The sequence below is a fragment of the uncultured Merdimonas sp. genome, from assembly GCF_963929015.1.
In the GTDB taxonomy this organism is placed as follows: domain Bacteria; phylum Bacillota; class Clostridia; order Lachnospirales; family Lachnospiraceae; genus Merdimonas.
Genome location: NZ_CAWVHE010000013.1, coordinates 1 through 22,840, shown reverse-complemented (window position 1 = coordinate 22,840; position 22,840 = coordinate 1). Strand labels below are relative to the sequence as shown.

Sequence of the window (22,840 nt, the reverse complement as noted above, 5' to 3'; positions counted from 1 at the left end):
CTTTTTATAAATTTTAGCTTTTCTTAATCTTAAAACAATCCTGAGATCACGCCGTTTTCATCCACGTCGATTTTTTCCGCAGCAGGTACTTTGGGAAGTCCCGGCATCTTCATGATGTCTCCGGTAAGCGCTACCAGAAAGCCGGCGCCTGTAGAAGCTGTGATATCCCGGATCGTGATGCGGAATCCCGAAGGTCTTCCCAGCTTTTTCGCATCGTCTGTCAGAGAATATTGATTCTTGGCCATACAGATAGGAAGATTGCCAAGGCCTATGTTTTCAAGATTCTTAATCTCTTTGTCCGCTTTTGGCAGGTAATCCACACCGTCCGCGCCATAGATCTTTGTCGCAATAGCTTCTATTTTTTCTTTGATGCTGCTTTCGGTATCATAGGCGAATTCCATATGGCTTTCTTCCTGGCATAAGCGTACCACTTCATTTGCAAGCTCAATGCCGCCGTCTCCGCCTTTTGCCCACACTTCGGACAACGCCACATTTACGCCGAGTTCCTGACATTTGTTGCGTACAAGAGCAATCTCCGCTTCTGTGTCCGTTGGGAACCGGTTGATAGCCACCACTGCCGGCAGTTTATATACCTGTGTAATATTCTCTACATGCTTAAGAAGGTTGGGGATTCCCTTTTCCAGCGCCTCCAGATTTTCCTCTGCAAGATCGGTTTTCGGAACTCCGCCGTTATATTTCAGTGCTTTAATCGTAGCCACGATAATCACAGCGGACGGACAGATACCGGACATTCTGCACTTGATGTCCAGGAACTTCTCTGCGCCAAGATCCGCGCCGAAACCTGCCTCTGTGATCATATAGTCCGCCAGCTTCATTCCCATCTTTGTAGCGATCACACTGTTGCATCCGTGGGCAATGTTGGCAAATGGACCGCCATGCACAAAGGCAGGCGTTCCTTCCAGTGTCTGGACCAGGTTGGGCTTTAACGCGTCTTTTAAGAGCGCGGCGACCGCGCCCTGTGCATGGATGTCGCCTGCCGTAACCGGACGGCCGTCTCTGGAATAAGCAACAATGATGCGCGCTACGCGGTTCTTCAGGTCGATCACATCGCTGGCCAGACAGAAAACAGCCATAATCTCCGATGCCACCGTGATATCAAATCCGTCCTGTCTGGTCACACCGTCTGCTTTTGGTCCCAGGCCATCTACAATGTTGCGGAGCTGTCTGTCATTCATATCCACACACCGGCGCCAGGTTACTCTATTTGTATCAATATCCAGGGCATTCCCCTGATGGATGTGGTTGTCCAGCATGGCGGCGATCAGATTATTAGCTGCGCTGATGGCATGAATGTCGCCGGTAAAATGAAGATTGATATCCTCCATGGGAACTACCTGGGCATAGCCGCCTCCTGCCGCTCCGCCTTTTACTCCAAATACAGGTCCAAGGGACGGCTCGCGCAGTGCCACCATTGTCTTTTTCCCGATTTTGTTCAGGGCATCGGCCACGCCGATGGTAGTGGTAGTCTTTCCCTCTCCTGCCGGCGTCGGATTGATGGCCGTCACCAGGACTACTTTTGCGTCCGGACGGTCTTTCAAAGAATCGTTGTAAAAACGGTAGTCGATTTTCGCCTTATACTTCCCGTAATTCTCCACATATTCATCCGGAATTCCCAGCGTATCAGCGATGTCGTTGACCACCTTCATCTTTGCTTCCTGTGCGATTTCGATATCTGTTTTAAAACCCATGTCCTCCACATCCTTTCTGAAAGTTTTCATTTTCTACCTAAGTATACTCTATTTTTGCCTGAAATTAAATATATATTTTGCTGTTGACACGAAAGTTAATTCCCATTATAATTAATTTTGCTGTAAACGCTATGCGGATGTGGCGGAATGGCAGACGCACAAGACTCAAAATCTTGCGGGAGCAATCTCGTGTGGGTTCAAGTCCCACCATCCGCATTTTTTGAAAAGCCCTCGAAAACTCAATGTTTTTCGGGGGCTTTTTCTTCTCAGTCTTTCACATTTTTGCCGATCAGGGTCTTTCCGATCTCAAAACAGTCAAAAGTGGCAAAATAATCTGCCGGAGTCTCTGCTCTTCGGATCATCTGTACACTTCCGTCTTCTTTCAGAAGAAGCTCTGCTGATTTTAACTTTCCATTATAATTATATCCCATGGAAAATCCGTGAGCGCCGGTATCATGGATGATCAGAAGATCACCGGTCTGAATCTCCGGCAGCATCCGGTCAATGGCAAATTTGTCATTATTTTCACAGAGTGAACCTACAATGTCATATTTATGGTCACAGAGACAGTCTTCTTTCCCTGCCACTGTAATGTGATGGTACGCGCCATACATCGCGGGACGCATCAGATGAACCGCGCAGGCATCCACGCCAATATATTCCTTATAAGTGTGCTTCTGATGGATTGCTTTTGTCACCAGACATCCGTAGGGCCCCATCATAAACCGTCCGAGTTCTGTATAGATCGATACGTCTCCCATACCAGCCGGCGTCAGTACTTCTTCATAGACTCTGCGGACGCCGTCTCCGATAGCCCGGATATCATTTGGCTCCTGATCCGGGGTATAAGGGATTCCGATCCCTCCGGACAGGTTGATAAACCGGATGTGGGCGCCGGTCTCTTTCTGGAGTTTTACCGCCACTTCAAAGAGGATCTTTGCCAGCATGGGATAATAATCATTTGTCACTGTGTTGCTGGCCAGAAATGCGTGGATCCCAAACTCCTCCGCCCCTTTACTCTTAAGTATACGGAATGCTTCAAACAGCTGTTCCGTAGTCATGCCGTATTTTGCGTCGCCGGGGTTATCCATAATATCATTGCTGATTTTAAACAATCCTCCCGGATTATAGCGACAGCTGATTGTTTTGGGAATGTGTCCGATGGCTTTTTCCAGATAGTCAATGTGCGTAAAATCATCCAGATTAATGATCGCCCCCATCTGATCTGCATAGACAAATTCCTCTGCCGGCGTATCGTTAGAAGAAAACATAATATCTTCTCCTTTTGCCCCGATCGCATCAGAGAGCATCAGTTCTGTCATGGAAGAACAGTCACACCCACATCCATACTCTCTTAAGATACGGATAAGAAAAGGATTCGGGGTCGCCTTTACCGCAAAATACTCCCGGAATCCAGGATTCCAGGAAAATGCGTCGTTCAGTGCTTTCATATTTTTACGGATCCCTCTTTCATCATAAAGATGAAAAGGGGTCGGATAGGTCTGGATGATACGATCCAGCTGCTGTTTTGTCACAAATGTTTCTTTTTTCATTCCTGATTTCGCTCCTCTTGTATCGATAATAATCGGATTTCATTTGCAAGCGCTGTCTTATACAGTTCCACAAAATTTTTTTGTCCGGAATACAGACAGGTGTTCATGCTTCCCTCCCCGTACTCGCCGGTCAGAACATATCTGGAATCTGCGATCACGCCGATCTGCATACCACGGCTTTTTCCCACATAAGTTCTGGCTCCTGCAAATGTGACAGGCTGGTCGGTGATGATTACCACCTTTTTCTTGGATTTTCTTAACTCTTCCAGCTCCCGCACCAGCAAAAGCAGATAATTCCTGGTACAGCTGATGTAGACTCTCTGATCTACTTTCCCGAGGATGTTGCGGATCTTATCCAGAATATTCTGTGCGCCTTCAATGGTAATATACCCTTCCACATGCGGTTTTTCAACCGGCCCGTGGCTTTCCAGCCACCGCTTTGCCTCCTCCATCCGGCGGATCCTGTTTTTACAGAATTCTTCCAGTGAAACCGGCACATATTTTCTGGTGTTTCCTTCTTCCACCAGGCACGCAGCGCCTTTTTCCGTCATACTTGCCAGAGAATTATAGGCATTTGATCGCGAGATTCCCGTCTGTTTGGCCACTTCATAACCGGTCATCTTGCCTTCCCCCAGAAGACTCTGGTAGATCGCGGCCTCCTGTCTGGTCAGGCCGAATTCCATCAACCGTTCAATAAAATTTGTTTTTTCCATATTGCGCCCAACATCCTTATAGTAGTTCTCTACAGGAACACTATAAGGCATCTTTTCCTTTCTGTCAATTCTTTTCTTTAAAATCCTCCAGATACAGCAAATGTCAGAGCGCCGTCGTCTGCGCTCTGACATCTGTTTATACCACAGCGATCTGCATAATATTGCTCACGCCTTCTTTTTGACTGGTAATATGAGGAGACGGAATGCCTGCTGTAAGAACCACGATATCGCCGGGCTCCACGATCTGTTTGGCAAGCGCCAGGTCAATGGCTCCGTTGCACACATCCTCTGTTGTTGTAAATTCCAGGGATTTCAGCGGACGTACCCCCCAGTAGATCTGCATTCTACGCATCACCTCTTCATTGGGCGTTACACCGATAATCTCTGTCTTTGGCTTAAACTTTGATACGACTCTGGCAGTCGCGCCTGAAACCGAAGGCGCGATGATGCACTTTGCGCCCAGGTTGTGGGCAGTTGTTACCGTAGCATGGCACAGAGCGCTGGAAGTGCTCTTCATCCGCTGTTCCTCTGCTTTTCTTAAGATCAGGTCATAATCCAGATGTTCTTCCGTATTCTCCACAATATGTACCATCATCTGCAAAGCCTCCACCGGATATTTCCCGGAAGCAGTCTCGCCGGACAGCATCACTGCGTCTGTTCCATCGTAGACTGCAGTGGCAACATCCGTCACTTCGGCTCTGGTCGGTCTTGGATTGCGGATCATAGAATCCAGCATTTGTGTTGCAGTGATCACAGGACGGTAATTATCATTACATTTCTGGATGATCATTTTCTGCAGATAGGGAACATTTTCTGCCGGGATCTCCACGCCCAGATCTCCTCTTGCCACCATTATCCCGTCAGCGCAGCGGATGATCTCGTCAATATTCTTTATACCTTCCGCGTTTTCAATCTTGGCAATGATCGGGATATACGGAGCTTTCAGTTCCTTCAGATATGCGCGGATCTCCAGGATACATTCCGCATTGCGTACAAAGGAAGCCGCGATAAAGTCGATCTTCTGCTCTACGCCAAATTTGATGTCCTCTTTATCTTTTTCAGTGATCGCAGGAAGGCGGACCGGTACGTTGGGAACATTGACGCCTTTCCGTTCGCCCAGTTCCCCGCCATTTATCACGGTACATACGATCTCTGCACCCTGTTTGTGTCTGACCGCAAGTTCAATGAGTCCGTCATCGACCAGGATCCGGCTTCCCACCTGCACATCGTCTGCGAGACCTTCGTAACTGATGGACACTTTCGTCTCGTCTCCTTCTATCTCTTCCGGAGTCAGGACGAACGTCTGTCCGGCCTGCAAAGTAATCTTTTCGCCACCCTTCAGCACACCGGTACGGATCTCCGGTCCCTTGGTGTCCAGAAGGATCGCAACCGGCTTTTTCTCCTCTGTACGAACCTTCTTTAACAGGTCCATCCGGGCTTTATGTTCTTCATGGGTGCCATGTGAAAAATTGTATCTTGCCACATCCATGCCGCTCCGGATCAGTTCACGCAGCATTTCTTCATCTTTTACTCCCGGTCCCATGGTACAGATAATCTTTGTTTTTTTCATGCTCTCCTCGTCTCCTCCTTATTTTACATGTGTATGTGTAAACAGATGATCCTGACAGTATTCATAATTGCCGTTGCACTTCGAACAGTAGCGGAATTCCAGATTCGGATTATCCAGCTCTGTTCTGCCACAGACCGCGCACTTATGTCTGGCTCCGTTTTCATAATAATTCAGCGGTCTGGAACTTCTGTGCACCTTCTGCTGATACTCTTTTTTTCGTTTTCTCTCTTTATAGGTATACGGGCTGCCATTTCTGGTCCACAGGAAAAACAGCCATACATTCAGAAGTGAAACTGCAGCGGCAAGAGCCATACTTGCGGATCCCTGGCCGGGCAGGAAAAACTGGACGATTGCATAGGCAAAATATGCCGCGTCGATCCAGGCCATCCATTTCCCTTTAATGGGGATCGCAAAATACAAAAGAAATTGTGCGTCCTGAAACATAAATGCAAAAAGGAAAAACATAGACAGGATCAGATATTGCGTATCCATGCCGATCCTCCAGGTTCCGCCTGTAACAATATACAGCAGAAGGCTTGCGATCACATGAAGAAAGATCCCCTGAAAAATAAACAGATTAAAGCGGAATGTCCCAAGCGCCGCTTCCAGTTGTTTTCCCAGCATGTAATAAACATACAGAAGGATCGCGCACATCAATACACTGCCGGAAGGGGGAAGCGCCACAAACGTAATGATCCTCCAGATCTGTCCACGGAGGATCGCCGCCGGATCCAGACTTAAATATTGCATATAAAAAAGCGGATTTACGGTGTAAATCACAAAGCCGATCACATAAAGTCCGATCAGATAATTCATCAGATTATGGATGGAGTATTTTCCAAGTTTCCGCTCGAGTTTATTCAATAATTGATTCATTTCTGTACAAAACTCCTTATTTTTCCAATGACCACATTTGTAGTCATTCTACCTTTTTAGCACTCGTTTGTCAATTCTGCCAAGAAAGTTTAACAGCATTTTTATATTTATATTACATTTTAGAATTGTCAATAATTTTGAATTGTCGTATAATGTTAAATGTTGTTGAAAGACAAATACATTTTAATAAGAAGAGATACATAAACTATCATATGAGGAGTTACATAGTATGAATCAGAAAACATCATATACTTTAGGCATTGATATTGGCTCAACCACGGTAAAAATTGCCATTTTGTCTGAAGACAGAGAGGTCTTGTTTTCAGATTATGAACGACATTTTGCAAATATCCAGGAGACCCTTTCAGATCTTCTGGGACGGGCGGTTTATAAACTGGGAGCCATCTATGCTTCTCCTGTGATCACTGGATCCGGCGGCCTTACCCTTGCCAAGCATCTGGGCATTCCCTTTGTCCAGGAAGTGATTGCCGTATCCACGGCACTTCAGGATTACGCCCCGCAGACAGACGTAGCCATTGAACTTGGGGGGGAAGACGCCAAGATCATTTATTTTGAAGGCGGAAATGTAGAACAGCGTATGAACGGTGTCTGCGCCGGCGGTACTGGTTCTTTTATTGATCAGATGGCTTCTCTCCTTCAGACAGATGCTTCCGGACTGAACGAGTATGCCAAAAATTACAAAGCGCTCTACTCCATCGCAGCCCGCTGTGGAGTGTTTGCGAAATCTGACATCCAGCCTCTGATCAACGAAGGGGCTTCAAAAGAAGACCTGGCTGCTTCTATCTTCCAGGCTGTTGTCAATCAGACGATCAGCGGTCTTGCCTGCGGCAAACCAATCCGCGGACATGTTGCCTTCCTGGGCGGTCCGCTTCACTTTCTGTCCGAACTTCGGGCAGCTTTTATCCGTACCTTAAACCTCGATGACGAGCACACCATTGCCCCCAATCATTCTCATCTGTTTGCGGCCATTGGTTCTGCCATGAATTCCAGAAAGGATCTGAATGTTTCTCTGCAGGAACTGCAGACCAGACTGGAAGGAAAGATCAAGATGGAGTTTGAAGTCGACCGCATGGAGCCTCTGTTCTCATCCGAGACAGAATATCAGGAATTTAAAAACCGGCATGCAAAGCATCAGGTTCCCATGAAGGATCTTGCTTCCTACCGCGGAAAGGCGTTTCTTGGCATTGACGCCGGATCTACTACCACCAAAGCAGCACTGGTAGGAGAAGACGGAACGCTTCTCTATTCTTTTTATAACAACAATGAAGGCGACCCTCTGGGAACCACCATCCGTGCGATCAAAGATATTTACAGCAAGCTTCCGGAAGGCGTAGAGATTGTCCACTCCTGCTCCACCGGATACGGGGAGGCGCTGATTAAAGCCGCTCTTCTCCTGGACGAAGGGGAGGTCGAAACCGTAGCCCACTACTACGCCGCTTCTTTCTTCGAGCCGGATGTGGACTGTATCCTGGACATTGGCGGTCAGGATATGAAATGTATCAAGATCAAAAACCAGACCGTAGACAGTGTGCAGCTGAATGAAGCCTGCTCCTCGGGCTGCGGATCTTTTATCGAAACCTTCGCCAAGTCTCTGAATTATACGGTAGAAGACTTTGCACATGAGGCGCTCTTTGCCACTCATCCGATCGACCTGGGAACCCGGTGTACGGTATTTATGAATTCCAAGGTCAAGCAGGCGCAGAAGGAAGGCGCTTCTGTTGCAGACATTTCCGCAGGTCTTGCATATTCTGTCATTAAAAATGCTCTCTTTAAGGTGATCAAGGTTTCCGATGCTTCTGAGCTTGGAAAGCATATCGTAGTCCAGGGCGGAACCTTTTATAATAACGCCGTCCTGCGAAGCCTGGAAAAGATTGCAAACTGCCAGGTCGTCCGTCCGGATATCGCCGGCATCATGGGAGCTTTTGGAGCCGCTCTGATTGCAAGAGAACGGTATGTAGACTGCGAGGGCACAACTATGCTGCCCATTGACGAAATTGAGTCTCTGGAATATTCCACCACCATGACCAAATGCCGGGGATGTACCAACAACTGCCGTCTGACCATCAACCATTTCAGCGGGGGAAGGAAATTCATCACCGGAAACCGGTGCGAGCGCGGACTGGGAAAAGAGAAATCCAAAAATCATCTGCCCAATCTTTTTGAATATAAATTAAAGCGTTACTTTGATTACGAACCGCTTTCCGAAGAAGAGGCTGTCCGCGGTGTCATCGGTATCCCGAGAGTCCTGAATATGTACGAGAACTATCCGTTCTGGTTCACCTTTTTCCATACGCTGAAATTCCGTGTGGTCCTCTCTCCTGCTTCCACCAGAAAGGTGTATGAGCTGGGCATTGAGTCCATCCCCAGTGAATCGGAATGCTACCCGGCCAAGCTGGCTCACGGACATGTACAGTGGCTGATCAACCAGGGCGTGAAACACATTTTCTATCCCAGCATTCCTTATGAACGGAATGAATTTGCCGACGCAAACAACCACTATAACTGCCCGATCGTCACCTCTTATCCGGAAAACATCAAAAATAACATTGATGCCATCGTAAATGGCGACGTGGACTTCATCCACCCCTTCCTCTCTTTCCAGAGTGAGGAAACCATTTCCTACCGTCTGGTGGACGAACTTTCTGAGAAATTCCAGATCCCGGGCGACGAGATCCGCAGCGCTGTGCACGCCGCATGGGAGGAACTTGCTTCCTGCAGGCAGGATATGCGCAAAAAGGGCGAGGAAACCATTCAGTTCTTAAAGGAAACCGGCAACCGGGGCATCGTCCTGGCCGGACGCCCCTACCATATTGACCCGGAAGTAAACCATGGCATACCGGAACTGATCAATTCCTACAATATCGCGGTTCTTACAGAGGACTCTATCTCCCACCTGAATCCGGTGGAGCGGCCTTTGAATGTCATGGACCAGTGGATGTATCACTCCCGCCTGTACGCAGCCGCAAACTATGTAAAGACCACCGAAAATCTGGATCTGATCCAGCTGAATTCCTTTGGCTGCGGTCTGGATGCGGTTACCACAGATCAGGTGGCGGATATCCTGAACGGTTCCGATAAGATCTATACCTCACTGAAGATTGATGAGGTCAACAACCTGGGCGCTGCAAGGATCCGGATCCGCTCTCTTCTGGCTGCCATCCGCGTCAGAGAACAGCGGGGCGAAAAACGGGAGCTCCACTCCGCCGCTATAAAGAAGGTTACCTTCACCAAAGAGATGCGTAAGAATTACACCATTCTCTGCCCGCAGATGTCTCCCATCCACTTTGAGCTTCTGGAGCCTGCGTTCAAAGCCTCCGGCTACAACATCCAGGTACTTCCTAACGACAACAAGCAGGCGGTAGATGTGGGACTGAAATATGTAAATAACGATGCCTGCTACCCGTCCCTGATGGTGGTGGGGCAGATTATGGAGGCTATTCTGTCCGGCAAATACGATACAGACCGGATCGCTGTCATCATCAGCCAGACCGGCGGCGGCTGCCGTGCTTCAAACTATATCGGATTTATCCGCCGCGCTTTGAAAAAAGCAGGATATGCACACATTCCGGTTATTTCCATCAACTTAAGCGGACTGGAAGACAATCCGGGATTTAAGATCACACCAATGCTGGCTCTCCGGGGTATCTACGCCGCGGTATTTGGAGACATTTTCATGAAATGCGTATACCGGATCCGTCCTTATGAGGCGGTCCCTGGCTCCACTGACGCCATGCATACAAAGTGGAAAAAAGTCTGCGCAGACTTCCTCTCCCAGGGCTACCCCTCCAGACGGCGGTTCAAACAGCTGTGCCGGGAGATCATCGCTGACTTTGACAACAACATCGAACTTCTGGATATTAAGAAACCAAGAGTAGGCGTAGTCGGCGAGATCCTTGTAAAATTCCTGCCCGCAGCCAACAACTACCTGGTGGAACTTCTGGAAAGCGAAGGCGCAGAGGCAGTGGTTCCGGATCTTCTGGATTTCCTGCTGTACTGTTTCTACAACCAGAACTTCAAGGTATCGCATCTTGGCATGAAAAAATCCAAGGCGACCATGGGCAACCTTGGGATCAAAGCCCTGGAATGGTTCCGCAAACCGGCATCCGATGCCTTCCGGGAAAGCAAACACTTTGATCCCCCGGCAGACATCGCCAACCTGGCAAAAATGGCTTCCGACATTGTTTCTCTTGGAAACCAGACCGGAGAAGGCTGGTTCCTGACCGGAGAAATGCTGGAGCTGATCCATAACGGTGCGCCGAACATCGTATGTACCCAGCCCTTTGCCTGTCTTCCCAACCACGTTGTAGGAAAAGGCGTGATCAAAGAACTGCGCAGGCTCTATCCCGAGTCCAACATCGTCGCTATCGATTTTGACCCGGGCGCCAGCGAAGTAAACCAGTTGAACCGTATCAAACTGATGCTGTCCACAGCAAACAAAAATCTGGCAAAGGAACTGGAAAGAGAATCCAAAGAAGACAACGAAATTGCTTCTTAGAAATCCAACAAAAAACTGCCGGACAATGAGATGATTATCATTTCACTGTCCGGCAATTTTTATTAGAAATCTGCCACTACTCATTATTTCAATAATAAGATTTTATTCTCCGGCATGTGCAGATAATCTGGCATTCCACGTTTTTCCAGTACCTGGAGCAATTCTCTTTGCACGAACCAGCAGATCTCTTCTGCCCCGTCCGCAGCGCCTTTGATAAAGTATTTCCGCTCAAAGGGAAGTTCTGCAATGCTTCCTACCCGGGCTGCGATGCAGTTTGCTTTCCGCTCTCCCCAGACAGGGAGAAAATCATGGGCGCGAAAGCCGATGTGCGTCATATCTTCCGGCACCTCGCGCTCCAGTGTCAGCACCGTCCCCCATTCCGGGATTTCCAGCATATGCGCGTCCCGCCGCTTGATTTTCACGATATTTTTGCACCCGCTGATCCGGGCTGCCTCCACACGGATGGGATCGTCAAAGATTTCCCGGACGCCTCCGCTCCGGATGATCTCTCCCTGGTCCATCACCAGCAGTTCCTCACTGAACCGATAGATCTCATCCCGGCTGTGAGACACCAAGATCACGGTTCCCGGATAATCCGCAAGCATCTCCTCCATCTCCTGCTGCAGCCGATCCCTTAAATACACATCCAGCGCAGAAAAAGGCTCGTCCAGCAGGATCATCTCCGGCTGGCAGGCCATGATCCGGGCCAGCGCCACCCGCTGCTGCTGCCCGCCAGAAGAATGGGCAGGATTCCCGCCAGAAATACGGACAACACTCTTTTCTTCATGCATTTCTCTTCTTTTTTTGCTGTCAATCTACCTGTTACTCCTGTTTCCCGAACGGACAGACCGGATACTGACATTCCTCACATCCCAGGCACAGTCCTCCGTGTCCCAGTCTTATGATATCGCTTCTTCTGATCTTTACTCCTGCTGCGATTCTTGGAAGCAGCAGGTCAAAGATGGTTGCCTTCGCATACATCACGCATCCCGGGAGACCGATAACCGCTGTGCCGTCTGCAAAATACCCCAGGCACAGCATGGCTCCCGGCAGTACCGGAGCGCCATAGGTAACGATGTCTGCGCCGGAAGCCTTGATCGCACCCGGCGTCCGGTCGTCCGGGTCCACGCTCATGCCCCCGGTACAGATGATAAGATCCAGCCCGGCTTCCTTCATCTGAAGGATCGCGTCTTTGGTACGCTCCATATCATCACCAGTCAGCCGTTTTTCCTTTACCTCGATCTGGAAATCCGCCAGTTTCTTTTCCACTACCGGCGTAAACTGGTCTTCCACCCGTCCTTTTTCCACCTCGCTGCCTGTAGTGATGATCCCTGCGGTGCGGATCTTCCAGGGCAGAAGGCTTAGGATCGGTCCTTCACTATCCACAAGAGACGCTTCCCTGGCCTGCTCTAATTTCTGTTCATCGATCACCAGGGGGATCACCCGCATCCCTGCCAGCTTATCTCCGGCTTTTACTGCAGTGTTCGTATGCCTGACCGCAATCATCAGCTCTTCGATATTATTGACTGCATACAGCCGCTCTGTGTCCACCTGAAAAAGACCGTCCCGGTCCGCAATCAGTTCGATCTTCCCTTCCTTCGTATCGGTAGCATGCATTCCTTCATTTATGCAAAGAGAAAGAAGGCTCTTTGCCGCCTCGTCTTCGTGCAGCATGCCTTCTGGTTTCTCCCAGACATACAGATGCTCTTTTCCCATGGAAAGCAGCACCGGAATATCTGCTTCTGTCACCACATGTCCTTTCCGGAATCTGGCATCCTTCATCACCCCGGGAATGATCTGTGTCATATCATGGCAGAGCACATGCCCGACCGCCTCTTCTGTCTGAATCAATCTTAATATACTTTCCACTTTGCATCCTCCTGAGTCTATAGGCACAACATGATAACTTAATTTATCAGTTTCTATTGAACCTGCTGAATATTCGTGTTATATTATAAATGAAATAAGAGCAACCGCCCACAAGGGGTTGACCTCATTGGATTAATAATTTAGAATTACCACCCCAACTCGCCAAAGTTACCGGGGTGGTTTTCTATGCTCTAAAGCATTATCGACAGAACGTAAACACGAATGCCAGCAATGCTAAGATGAACATTCCGAAAGCTATCAGATCTTTAAAATCAAAATGTTTCTTGTCCATCAGCACCCCCCCCCATTCTATGTAGAATAGAGGTCTGCCACCCTGCAACACGGTTGCCCCTGTGGTCATTCTATCATGTTATTATATCCATTACAACTTGTAGAAGCATGAAGATGATTTTCTCATAGCCTCTCTTCAAAATAATTTACAGAAACTAAACAAATCGCACAAACAAGCTTTTTTTACCGCCCTGGATATTGTTTACAAATTCTCCTGCTTTTATAGAAAATAATCCCAGATACATACCATAAAAAATTTAGAGTGGCTGGGAAGATTTTAAAAATCTTTCCCTAGCCACTCCATTTAATGTAGGAATTGCGTTGTAGGAATAATATAGGAATAGACCACATTTTACCAACATTATCAACTTCTACACACCTCTAAAAATGTCTAAAAACCGCCGTTTCTTAGAACTTTCCTGCTTTCTTTGCTTCCTCGATGCTTACCGCAACAGCTACCGTCATACCAACCATCGGGTTGTTTCCAGCGCCGATCAGGCCCATCATCTCTACGTGAGCCGGTACAGAAGAAGAACCTGCAAACTGTGCGTCAGAATGCATACGTCCCATGGTGTCAGTCATACCGTAGGAAGCCGGTCCTGCAGCCATGTTATCCGGGTGAAGGGTACGTCCGGTACCGCCGCCGGAAGCTACGGAGAAGTATTTCTTTCCTGCTTCTACGCATTCTTTCTTATAGGTTCCTGCAACCGGATGCTGGAAACGGGTCGGGTTGGTGGAGTTTCCGGTGATGGAAACGTCAACGCCCTCTTTCCACATGATGGCAACGCCTTCGCGTACATCATTGGCTCCGTAGCAGTTTACTTTGGAGCGGAGTCCGTCAGAATAAGAGATTCTCTGTACTTCTTTGAGTTCTCCTGTAAAATAGTCGTACTCTGTCTGGACATAAGTGAATCCGTTAATTCTGGAAATGATCTTGGCAGCGTCTTTTCCCAGTCCGTTCAGAATAACACGCAGAGGTTTCTTTCTTACTTTGTTTGCCTTTTCTGCGATACCGATAGCGCCTTCTGCAGCTGCAAAGGACTCATGTCCTGCCAGGAAGCAGAAGCAGTCTGTGGTCTCTTCCAGAAGCATCTTTCCAAGATTGCCGTGTCCCAGACCTACCTTACGCTGATCAGCAACAGATCCCGGGATACAGAAAGCCTGCAGTCCTTCGCCGATGGCAGCGGCTGCGTCTGCAGCGGTCTCGCATCCTTTCTTGATAGCGATGGCCGCTCCGGTGATATATGCCCAGCATGCATTTTCAAAACAGATCGGCTGAATGCCTTTGATCTGGTTGTATACGTCCAGTCCGGCGTCCTTTGTGATCTTCTCTGCCTCTTCCAGAGAAGCGATGCCGTAGCTGTTTAATACTTCATTGATTTTATCAATTCTTCTTTCATATGATTCAAATAAAGCCATTTATGTATCCTCCTGAATTCTAACACTCTTTTTATCGCGGATACGCACAGATGCTGTCATCCGGGCTGATCCGCCTGTCCAGACTACTCTTTACGCGGATCAATAATCTTCACAGCATCGTCTACACGGCCGTACTGTCCTTTTGCCTTTTCCCATGCGTCGTTCGGTGTATCGCCCGCTTTGATAAAGTCTGTGAATTTTCCAAGGTTTACGAACTGATATCCGATGATCTCATCGTGATCGTCCAGAGCGATACCTGTTACATAACCTTCTGCCATCTCAAGATAACGAGGACCTTTGGCTAATGTACCGTACATTGTGCCGACCTGGGAACGGAGTCCTTTTCCCAGATCCTCAAGCCCTGCTCCTACTGCAAGACCGTTCTCTGAAAATGCGCTCTGTGTTCTTCCGTATACGATCTGAAGGAAGAGTTCTCTCATAGCAGTATTAATCGCGTCACAGACAAGGTCTGTATTGAGCGCCTCCAGAATGGTTTTTCCCGGGAGGATCTCAGATGCCATAGCTGCGGAATGTGTCATTCCTGAACATCCAAGTGTCTCAACCAGCGCTTCCTGGATGATGCCGTCTTTTACGTTCAGTGTCAGCTTACATGCTCCCTGCTGCGGAGCGCACCAGCCTACACCGTGTGTAAATCCGGAAATATCCTTGATCTCTTTTGCCTGTACCCATTTTGCTTCTTCCGGGATCGGAGCCGGCCCGTGATTTGCACCCTGCGCTACCGGACACATCATTTCTACTTCATGTGAATAAATCATTTTAAAACTCCTTTCAACTTGCACATTTTTCTCTCGTAGGGCTTGTTATATCTTTAACACCATACTTAATTTATTTTCTCATATTCTATTTCTTTCGTCAATTATCACTTTCAGGTTTTGCGATTATTTTTCAATCAGCTTCCAAAAACTGCTGTCTGTCTGATATGCTTCCAGCTGCTCCTGCGAAAGAGGAGCCGTCACCCAGATATATCCAAGGTCATGGGAATCATCGGCAGGATAGTTCAGATCAAATCCTATTTCCATGCCGTCAGCGCTTACAAAGAAATTGGGCACATAAACACCGCTTTCATCCTCGCCTGCAAGCGCGTTCCGAAGCTCTTCCTCATCCAGTTCCGAAAGAAATGCATCATTCTCTGCTTCTTCTCTCATACCGGAAAGCCAGTCATCCATAAATTCATCGTTCAGCTCCACGATATCCTTTACCTGATAAACGGTTGCATCCTTCAGGCTGATATTGAGCGTCCGAAGACTCATATCCAGATACTCTTCGCTTCCCTTATAGCTGTTATCATCGAAGACAATACTAAGAAAATCTTCGTTCGCATAGCAGACCTTGTATTCTACATAACTGACAAGCGCCGGCACTCTGGCGCCCAGAACCCTTTCCCGGATCTCCACCGAAGGTTCTTCGTAGATTTCCGTAACCGTTGCCTTTGCACAACTTTGAATAGCCGCATTTACATTTTTCTCCGTCTCCGGATCACTGAGCCCTGTGATTACCGGATACTTCACATAAAAATCAAGATAGACCGAAGAACTTTCGTCACCGGTAAATACATACTGATCTTCATCAATCTCATAAGTGATTCCTTCGTCAACAAATGCCCGGATCCCGTCTGTCCCGGTTGTTTCTTCTTCGTTCTGATCGTCCTCCCGGCCGTCTTCAAAGAAAGAGTCACCGCCATCTGAAGGCGCGCCTGCACTGTCGTCTCCTTCGATCTCTTCTATCGACACCTCTACATTATCGATGATCTGGCGGACCAGAAAAGCACCTGCCGCAAAGACAGCGGCCAGCAGGAAAAGACCTGCCACAACAGCAATAAGGATTGCCTTACTTCTGGATCTTTTTGGTTTTTCTTCCTCTTCTTCAGATAAATTTGCAGGAACAACGACTGCATCGTTTTTCCCGGCTTTTATATCAAGCAGAACCTCCCTTAAGATTGTCAGCCCTCTTGCCACAGAAAGTTCCCGGTTTTTTGCCCGGTTTCCAGTAAATCGGCACTCCCAGGCCCTCACAGACCCTTTTGCAAAGCATCCGATATAGACAAGGCCTACCGGCTTTTCCGCGCTTCCTCCGTCCGGGCCTGCAATCCCTGTTACAGATACCGCCACATCAGCGCCTGCAGCGCGGGCGGCGCCGGCGGCCATCTCACAGGCCGTTTCTTTACTGACTGCCCCGTACTGCTCCAGGGTCTTTGCCTGAACTCCCAGCAGTTTTTCTTTGGCCTCATTGGCATAGGTGATATAACCTTCCCGGTAAACTGCCGATGCGCCGGGAACGTTCATGATCCTGCCGGCAAGCAGGCCGGCTGTACAGGACTCTGCCGTTGTAACTGTAAGCCCCAGCTCTTTGATAAGATCTACCACGGTCTCTTCCAGCGTCACCTCTTCCCGGGTCGTAAAGATCCGGTCTCCAAACCGGCGGGCAAGCTCATCCAGCACCGGCTGCATCAGCTTCTGTGCTTCGTCTTCCCCGCTTGCTTTAGCCGTCACACGAAGATGCACTTCTCCAGTCTTTGCATAGGGGGCGATCGTCGGATTTGTCTGAGCGTCCAGAAGATCTGTGATCATGGATTCTACTTTACTCTCCCCAAGCCCGCAGATCTTGACCATCCGGGAATAAATCCCTTCCGGCACCAGACGATTCAGATAAGGGCGGATCTCTTTCTCGAACATAGGAACGAGTTCACCCGGCGGTCCGGGGAGCAGAATGGCCCGTTTCCCGTCCTTTTCCAGGATCAGGCCCGGAGCCGTTCCATTGTCATTGTCTATTACACAGGCCCCTTCCGGTACCAGAGCCTGTTTCCAGTTATTATCCGTAACCGCACGACCGCTGACCCGGAAATATTCGGCTATCCGCTCCCGTGTATGAGGATCTTCTTTGAGCGGCATCCCAAATACTTTTGCAGCCACTTCTTTTGTCAGATCATCCTTTGTAGGTCCCAGTCCGCCGCAGAGGATCACAATATCCGATCTTGATACCGCCTGGCGGATCGATACTTCCATCCGCTCCTCATTGTCGCCCACTACGCTTTGATGGTAGCAGGATAATCCCAACATAGCGCACTGCTCTGCCAGATAAGCCGCATTGGTGTTTACAATATTTCCAAGCAGAAGCTCTGTGCCTACACAGACCAGTTCTACGGTCATTTTACATGCCTCCCTTTGTCAGTACCTGTACATTTTTTGCAATATAATCGATCAGAGATACTACCGTCAGGATCAGGGATACCCAGATCAGGATCGTCCCTACAATGTCAAAGGCGCCTCCCAGATCCATGATCAGTACGATGATCATAACCATCTGGGAAACGGTTTTGAATTTTCCCCAGTAACTTGCCGCGATCACGATGCCATTATCTGAGGCCACCAGCCGGAATCCACTGATGATAAATTCTCTGGCAATGATCACGATCACAAACCAGGCAGCCAGCTTTCCGGACGGGATCATGCAGATCATGGCGGAACATACCAGCAGCTTATCCGCTAGCGGATCCATAAATTTTCCGAAATTTGTTACAAGATTTCTGGCTCTTGCAATCTTCCCGTCCAGCATATCTGTAAGGCTTGCTACACAGAACAGGATGAGAGCGATCCATTTATTGGCAGTTCCTCCCACATCAGTCAACATAAAAAATACAAAAAACGGAACCATAATCATTCGAAGCACCGTCAGCTTATTTGGTAAATTCATGATATCAACTCTCCTATCAGGTCATATTCTAATGCGCCGGTTACTCTTACCTTTGCGAAATCACCGGACATCAGTTCTTCTTCTGTATTAATAAAGATCAGGCCGTCCACACCCGGGGCGTCTTTATAGGTCCTGCCCACATAGGCATTTTCATCCGCCACCTTCCCTTCGATCATAACCAGGACTTCTTTTCCCAGCATATTTTCGGCTGCGTCAAAGGCAATATCCTGCTGCAGCTCCATCAGTTCTGCCTGCCGTTCTTCTTTAATTTCCTCCGGGATCTGGTCCGGCATTTCTGCGGCAGGCGTATCCTCTTCCGGAGAATAGGTGAATACTCCCAGACGGTCGAACTCCATCTCGTCGACGAATTCCAGAAGTTCTTCATGCTGTTCCTGCGTCTCTCCCGGAAATCCTGTGATCAAAGTGGTTCTAAGGCAAATGTCCGGAATCTGACTCCTTAATTTTCCGATGATCTCCTTCAACTGTTGTTTGGAAGTCCTTCTGCCCATTCTTCGCAGGATTTCGTCACTGGCATGCTGCACCGGCAGATCCAGATAATGGCAGATCTTCTTTTCTTCTTTCATCACCTGGATCAACGGGTCGTCGATTTCTTCCGGATAACAGTAGAGCACACGGATCCAGCGAATCCCGTCGATCCCACATAACTTCTTCAGAAGAAGATGCAGAGATTTTTCTCCGTACAGATCCTTCCCGTACAGCGTCGTCTCCTGTGCCACCAGGATCAGCTCTCTGACCCCCTGGCGCGCCAGATCTTCTGCCTGGGCAAGAAGCTGTTCTAAAGGAACACTTCGGAAATTGCCGCGAAGTTTGGGAATAATACAATAAGTACAGTGTTTGTCGCAGCCTTCGGCTATCTTCAGATAAGCGTAATGACCGCCTGTAGTGACCGGTCTGTGCGGATCTGTCTCTGGCAGGGCGTTCAGGTCTTTGGTGGTCACCGCGCCCCTTCCTTCCAGCGCCTCGGAAATGGCGGTTACAATTTCTGCATAGGCGGTCGTTCCCAGAACTGCGTCTACCTCCGGGATCTCCTCTAAGATTTCCTGTTGGTAGCGCTGCGCCAGACAACCGGTTACGATCAGTGCTTTCAGCCTTCCTTCTTCTTTGTAACGCGCCATATCCAGGATGGTCTGGATGCTTTCTTCTTTGGCATCATGGATAAAACAGCAGGTATTGATCACGATCACATCTGCCTCTTCCTCCAGATCCACCATCTGGTAGCCCGCTTTTGCCAGAAGACCGAGCATTACCTCAGAATCCACCAGGTTCTTGTCACAGCCAAGCGAGATAAATAATAGATTCATGTATTCCTCCTTACGGCCGGTTTGTAATAAGGGCAGACACCATCCGGCATCTGCCCTGAATCCACGTTCTTACGGCCGTGTATTTATTCTTCTTCCTCTTCTTCTCCGATGATGGTGATCCTGGACTGGTTCAGCTCATCGATCGCAATAGACAACGGTTTTTCTCCGTCTTTTACAGGAACCAGAGGCATTGCTCCGTCAATGATCTGGCGTGCCCGTTTTGCGGTTGCCATGACAATGGAATACCGGCTGTTGACTACTTTGGTCTCACCCTCTTCCACGTCTTTATTTACGACTTTCATCAAATCGGTATAAGATGGATGCAGCATTTTTTATTCTCCTTTCAGTTCTTGTTGCAATTCTTCTTTCATATGATTGATAAAATGTTGGTTGCGGAATGCTCTTTCATGCTCTCCCTGGATAATCTGATGCATTTCTTCCACACATGCGTCCAGATCATCGTTTACGATCAGATATTCATACTGATCCATATACTCAGATTCTTCCCTGGCTCTTCGCATCCGGCTTTCAATCACTTCCATGGTCTCTGTCCCCCGTCCTACGAGGCGCTTTTTCAGCTCCTGCGCCGATGGAGGGGTTACAAATAAAAGAAGGGTGTCCGGATACTTCTCCTTTACTTTCAGAGCGCCCTGGATCTCAATCTCCAGGATCACATCTTTTCCTTTTTCCAGCTGCTCTTCTACATAAGCACGGGGAGTTCCGTAGTAATTATCCACATATTTAGCATACTCTATCAGTTCTTCTTTCGCAATCATTTTTTCAAATTCATCGACTGTGCGAAAGAAATACGCCTGCCCGTCCACTTCTCCGGGTCTTGGACCTCTGGTTGTCGCCGATACAGACAGCGCATACTTTTCTTCATATCTTTTCAGCAATTCCTTCATGATCGTTCCCTTTCCGGCTCCGGAAAACCCGGACACAACGATCAGAATCCCCCTGGTATCCACCTGCTTTTCCCCCTTTATTACTCGATGTTCTGAATCTGTTCTCTGACTTTTTCGATTTCGGTTTTCAGATCAATACCTGTATTTGACGTCTCCAGGTCATTGGCCTTGGAAAGGATGGTATTCGCTTCCCGGTTCATCTCCTGGGCGATGAAGTCCAGTTTTCTTCCGATGCCGTTCTCCTCAGACTGGAGGACTTCTTTCATATGCTGAATATGACTTCTAAGCCGTACCACTTCTTCATCGGTACAGATTTTATCAGCAAACATCACGACCTCAGCCGCAATCCTTCCCTCTTCAATCTGACTGTCTTCCAGAAGTTCTTTTACCTTGGTTTCCAGCTTCTGCCGGTATTCGCTGAGGATCTGCGGTTCTCTTTCCTCGATCCGATCCGCCAGTGTTTTCATGCCATCCAGTTTTTCCAGCAGGTCTTTTTTCAGATTTTCCCCTTCCTGGCTTCTGGTCTCCACAAACTGGCAGACAGCCCCTTCCAGGGCTTTTTTCAGCTCATTCCAGAGTTTCTCTTCATCCACTGCCTGTTCTTCCATGGTCAGGACTTCCGGGCAGCGGGACAGCGTGGACACTCGAATATCGTTTTCCAGGCTAAAGCTTTCTTCCATTTTGCGGAAAGACTCCAGATACTCTTTTGCAAGGGTCTCATTATACTTCAAAGACACCTGACTTTCTGACAGATCCTCATAGGAAATAAAAATATCTACTTTTCCTCTCTGGATCCTCTGTTTTCAAAAAGCTGCGGATTGTTGTCTCAAAGAAATTCAGCTTTTTGGGCATCCGGATATTGACGTCCAGATAACGGTGATTCACGCCTTTCATTTCCACTACAAATTTGCGCTGTCCTTCCTGTAACTCACACCGGCCGAATCCGGTCATACTTTTGATCATAATGGATTCCTCTTCTTTATACTTTAAAATCATGCAACTTGCAATTTATGCCATCGTTAATTATAAGGCATTTGGAATATCCCGTCAACTATGATATACTGGGAAAAGATGAGTTTTACAAGGAAGGAATATCAGCTATGGCATTTGATGGAATTACCGTTGCGGCGCTTGCCGCGGAACTAAAAAACACCCTGTCTGACAGCAGGATTGCCAGGATCTCTCAGCCTGAGGACGACGAGCTCCTTCTGACGCTGAAAACCAGGGAAGGATCCAGAAGACTTAGTATCTCAGCCAGCGCTTCTCTCCCTCTGATCTATCTGACGGATGTCAACAAGCCCTCTCCCATGACAGCGCCAAATTTCTGTATGCTGCTGCGAAAACACATCGGGAACGGACGGATCATCGACGTATTGCAGCCAGGACTCGAAAGAATCCTGCAGTTTGAGATTGAGCACCGCAATGAACTGGGTGATCTGTGCACAAAATATCTGATCGTTGAGATCATGGGAAAACACAGCAATATTATCTTTTGCGATGACAAGTTCCGGATCATTGACAGCATTAAACATGTGCCTGCAGGCATGAGTTCTGTGCGCGAAGTTCTTCCTGGACGTACCTGGTTTATCCCGGATACCATGCACAAAAAAGATCCTCTGACTGTCACGGAAGAAACGTTTTCCGACGTATTGGCCGAAAAACCGATGCCCCTCGGAAAAGCCGTCTACACCAGCTTTACCGGCATCAGTCCGGTGATCGCCGAGGAAATCCTGTATCTGTCCGGTCTTGACCCAAGGATCTGCCCCAGAGAGCTTTCCAAAGACGCCATGACGCATCTTTACCGGCAGTTCCGGTATTACCTGGAGGATGTCAGAAACTCGCGCTTTAACCCCGTGATCTATTATGAGGGAAATACGCCAAAAGAATTCTCAGCCCTTTCCATCTCTCATTATCAGAATCTGTCCGCCAGAAGGTTCGATTCGATCTCGGAAACCCTGTCCGTCTACTATGCGACCCGGAGCGCTCTGATCCGGATCCGGCAGAAAGGAGCCGATCTGCGCCACATTGTCCAGACAGCGCTGGAGCGGAACCGGAAGAAATACGATCTTCAGGCAAGACAATTAAAAGACACAGAAGACCGGGAGCGTTACCGGGTATATGGCGAGCTGATCCAGGCCTACGGCTATCAGCTCCCCTCAGGCTCCAGAGAACTGACCTGTGAAAATTATTATACAGGAAAAGAGATCACGATCCCTCTGGATCCTCTCAAAACACCTCAGGAAAATGCACAGAAATATTTTGCCCGGTATAACAAACAAAAGCGAACCTTTGAAGCATTGAGCGAATGGATCCGGGAAACCGGCGACGAGATCCGCTATCTGGAATCTGTGGAAAGCGCTCTTTCTATTAACACGCGATCTAGTGT

16 protein-coding genes, 1 tRNA gene and 2 pseudogenes are annotated in these 22,840 nt (G+C 48.4%); 3 read left to right on the top strand and 16 right to left on the bottom strand.

All coding sequences use genetic code 11. The annotated features are described in order from the left end of the window. Positions 1–29: 29 nt before the first annotated feature. Entirely contained in the window at positions 30–1,709 is a 1,680-nt protein-coding gene (locus ABGT54_RS07125; RefSeq protein ID WP_346663458.1) for a formate--tetrahydrofolate ligase, read from the bottom strand. 133 nt (positions 1,710–1,842) lie between these two features. On the opposite strand from ABGT54_RS07125, the gene ABGT54_RS07120 reads away from it, so the two are divergent. After that, positions 1,843–1,925 (top strand) — tRNA-Leu (locus ABGT54_RS07120). Between the two features lie 50 nt (positions 1,926–1,975). Here the strand turns inward: ABGT54_RS07120 and ABGT54_RS07115 are convergent. The 4 genes from ABGT54_RS07115 to ABGT54_RS07100 form a co-directional block, all read right to left on the bottom strand. Continuing rightward, positions 1,976–3,262, bottom strand: a complete 1,287-nt coding sequence (locus ABGT54_RS07115; protein WP_346663457.1) for a diaminopimelate decarboxylase — start codon at positions 3,260–3,262, stop codon at positions 1,976–1,978. Further along, on the bottom strand, positions 3,259–3,975 hold the full coding sequence (locus tag ABGT54_RS07110) for a helix-turn-helix domain-containing protein (RefSeq protein WP_346663456.1): 717 nt from the start codon (positions 3,973–3,975) through the stop codon (positions 3,259–3,261). The genes ABGT54_RS07115 and ABGT54_RS07110 overlap by 4 nt, the downstream gene beginning before the upstream one ends. A gap of 136 nt (positions 3,976–4,111) precedes the next feature. After that, complete coding sequence (gene pyk, locus ABGT54_RS07105) at positions 4,112–5,545, bottom strand: pyruvate kinase (protein WP_346663455.1); 1,434 nt, start codon at positions 5,543–5,545, stop codon at positions 4,112–4,114. 18 nt (positions 5,546–5,563) lie between these two features. Then, positions 5,564–6,421 (bottom strand): hypothetical protein, encoded by an 858-nt coding sequence (locus tag ABGT54_RS07100; RefSeq protein WP_346663454.1) that lies wholly within the window; start codon positions 6,419–6,421, stop codon positions 5,564–5,566. 229 nt (positions 6,422–6,650) lie between these two features. Here ABGT54_RS07100 and ABGT54_RS07095 point away from each other — a divergent pair, with 229 nt between their 5' ends. Beyond that, complete coding sequence (locus tag ABGT54_RS07095) at positions 6,651–10,937, top strand: acyl-CoA dehydratase activase-related protein (protein ID WP_346663453.1); 4,287 nt, start codon at positions 6,651–6,653, stop codon at positions 10,935–10,937. A gap of 83 nt (positions 10,938–11,020) precedes the next feature. Here ABGT54_RS07095 and ABGT54_RS07090 read toward each other — a convergent pair whose 3' ends face one another. The 11 genes and pseudogenes from ABGT54_RS07090 to ABGT54_RS07040 form a co-directional block, all read right to left on the bottom strand. Continuing rightward, a complete protein-coding gene (locus ABGT54_RS07090; protein ID WP_346663452.1) occupies positions 11,021–11,728 on the bottom strand; it encodes an ATP-binding cassette domain-containing protein in 708 nt (235 codons plus the stop codon). Positions 11,729–11,759: 31 nt separating this feature from the next. Then, on the bottom strand, positions 11,760–12,743 hold the full coding sequence (locus tag ABGT54_RS07085) for a molybdopterin-binding protein (RefSeq protein WP_346663954.1): 984 nt from the start codon (positions 12,741–12,743) through the stop codon (positions 11,760–11,762). Between the two features lie 762 nt (positions 12,744–13,505). Further along, on the bottom strand, positions 13,506–14,516 hold the full coding sequence (locus ABGT54_RS07080; RefSeq protein WP_070089311.1) for a GGGtGRT protein: 1,011 nt from the start codon (positions 14,514–14,516) through the stop codon (positions 13,506–13,508). An 83-nt stretch (positions 14,517–14,599) separates the two neighbouring features. Next, entirely contained in the window at positions 14,600–15,292 is a 693-nt protein-coding gene (locus tag ABGT54_RS07075) for a hypothetical protein (protein WP_070089312.1), read from the bottom strand. Positions 15,293–15,415: 123 nt separating this feature from the next. After that, positions 15,416–16,267, bottom strand: a complete 852-nt coding sequence (locus ABGT54_RS07070; protein WP_346663953.1) for a DUF4163 domain-containing protein — start codon at positions 16,265–16,267, stop codon at positions 15,416–15,418. A gap of 183 nt (positions 16,268–16,450) precedes the next feature. Then, positions 16,451–17,683, bottom strand: a pseudogene (locus ABGT54_RS07065) (competence/damage-inducible protein A); the annotation flags it as partial. Position 17,684: 1 nt separating this feature from the next. Further along, complete coding sequence (gene pgsA, locus ABGT54_RS07060) at positions 17,685–18,227, bottom strand: CDP-diacylglycerol--glycerol-3-phosphate 3-phosphatidyltransferase (protein WP_346663451.1); 543 nt, start codon at positions 18,225–18,227, stop codon at positions 17,685–17,687. Next, positions 18,224–19,549, bottom strand: coding sequence for a 30S ribosomal protein S12 methylthiotransferase RimO (rimO, locus tag ABGT54_RS07055; RefSeq protein ID WP_346663450.1), 1,326 nt, complete (start codon positions 19,547–19,549; stop codon positions 18,224–18,226). Before rimO ends, pgsA begins: the two co-directional genes overlap by 4 nt. 83 nt (positions 19,550–19,632) lie before the next feature. Beyond that, positions 19,633–19,878 carry a DNA-directed RNA polymerase subunit omega gene (rpoZ, locus tag ABGT54_RS07050; protein ID WP_346663449.1) on the bottom strand — a complete coding sequence of 82 codons (246 nt, stop codon included), beginning with the start codon at positions 19,876–19,878 and terminating at the stop codon, positions 19,633–19,635. A 3-nt stretch (positions 19,879–19,881) separates the two neighbouring features. Next, positions 19,882–20,517 (bottom strand): guanylate kinase, encoded by a 636-nt coding sequence (gene gmk / locus ABGT54_RS07045; RefSeq protein ID WP_346663448.1) that lies wholly within the window; start codon positions 20,515–20,517, stop codon positions 19,882–19,884. Between the two features lie 17 nt (positions 20,518–20,534). Next, positions 20,535–21,417 (bottom strand): annotated as a pseudogene (locus ABGT54_RS07040) (YicC/YloC family endoribonuclease). A gap of 137 nt (positions 21,418–21,554) precedes the next feature. On the opposite strand from ABGT54_RS07040, the gene ABGT54_RS07035 reads away from it, so the two are divergent. Then, positions 21,555–22,840, top strand: a 1,286-nt coding sequence (locus ABGT54_RS07035; RefSeq protein WP_346663447.1) for an NFACT family protein, incomplete at its 3' end; no start/stop codon positions are given.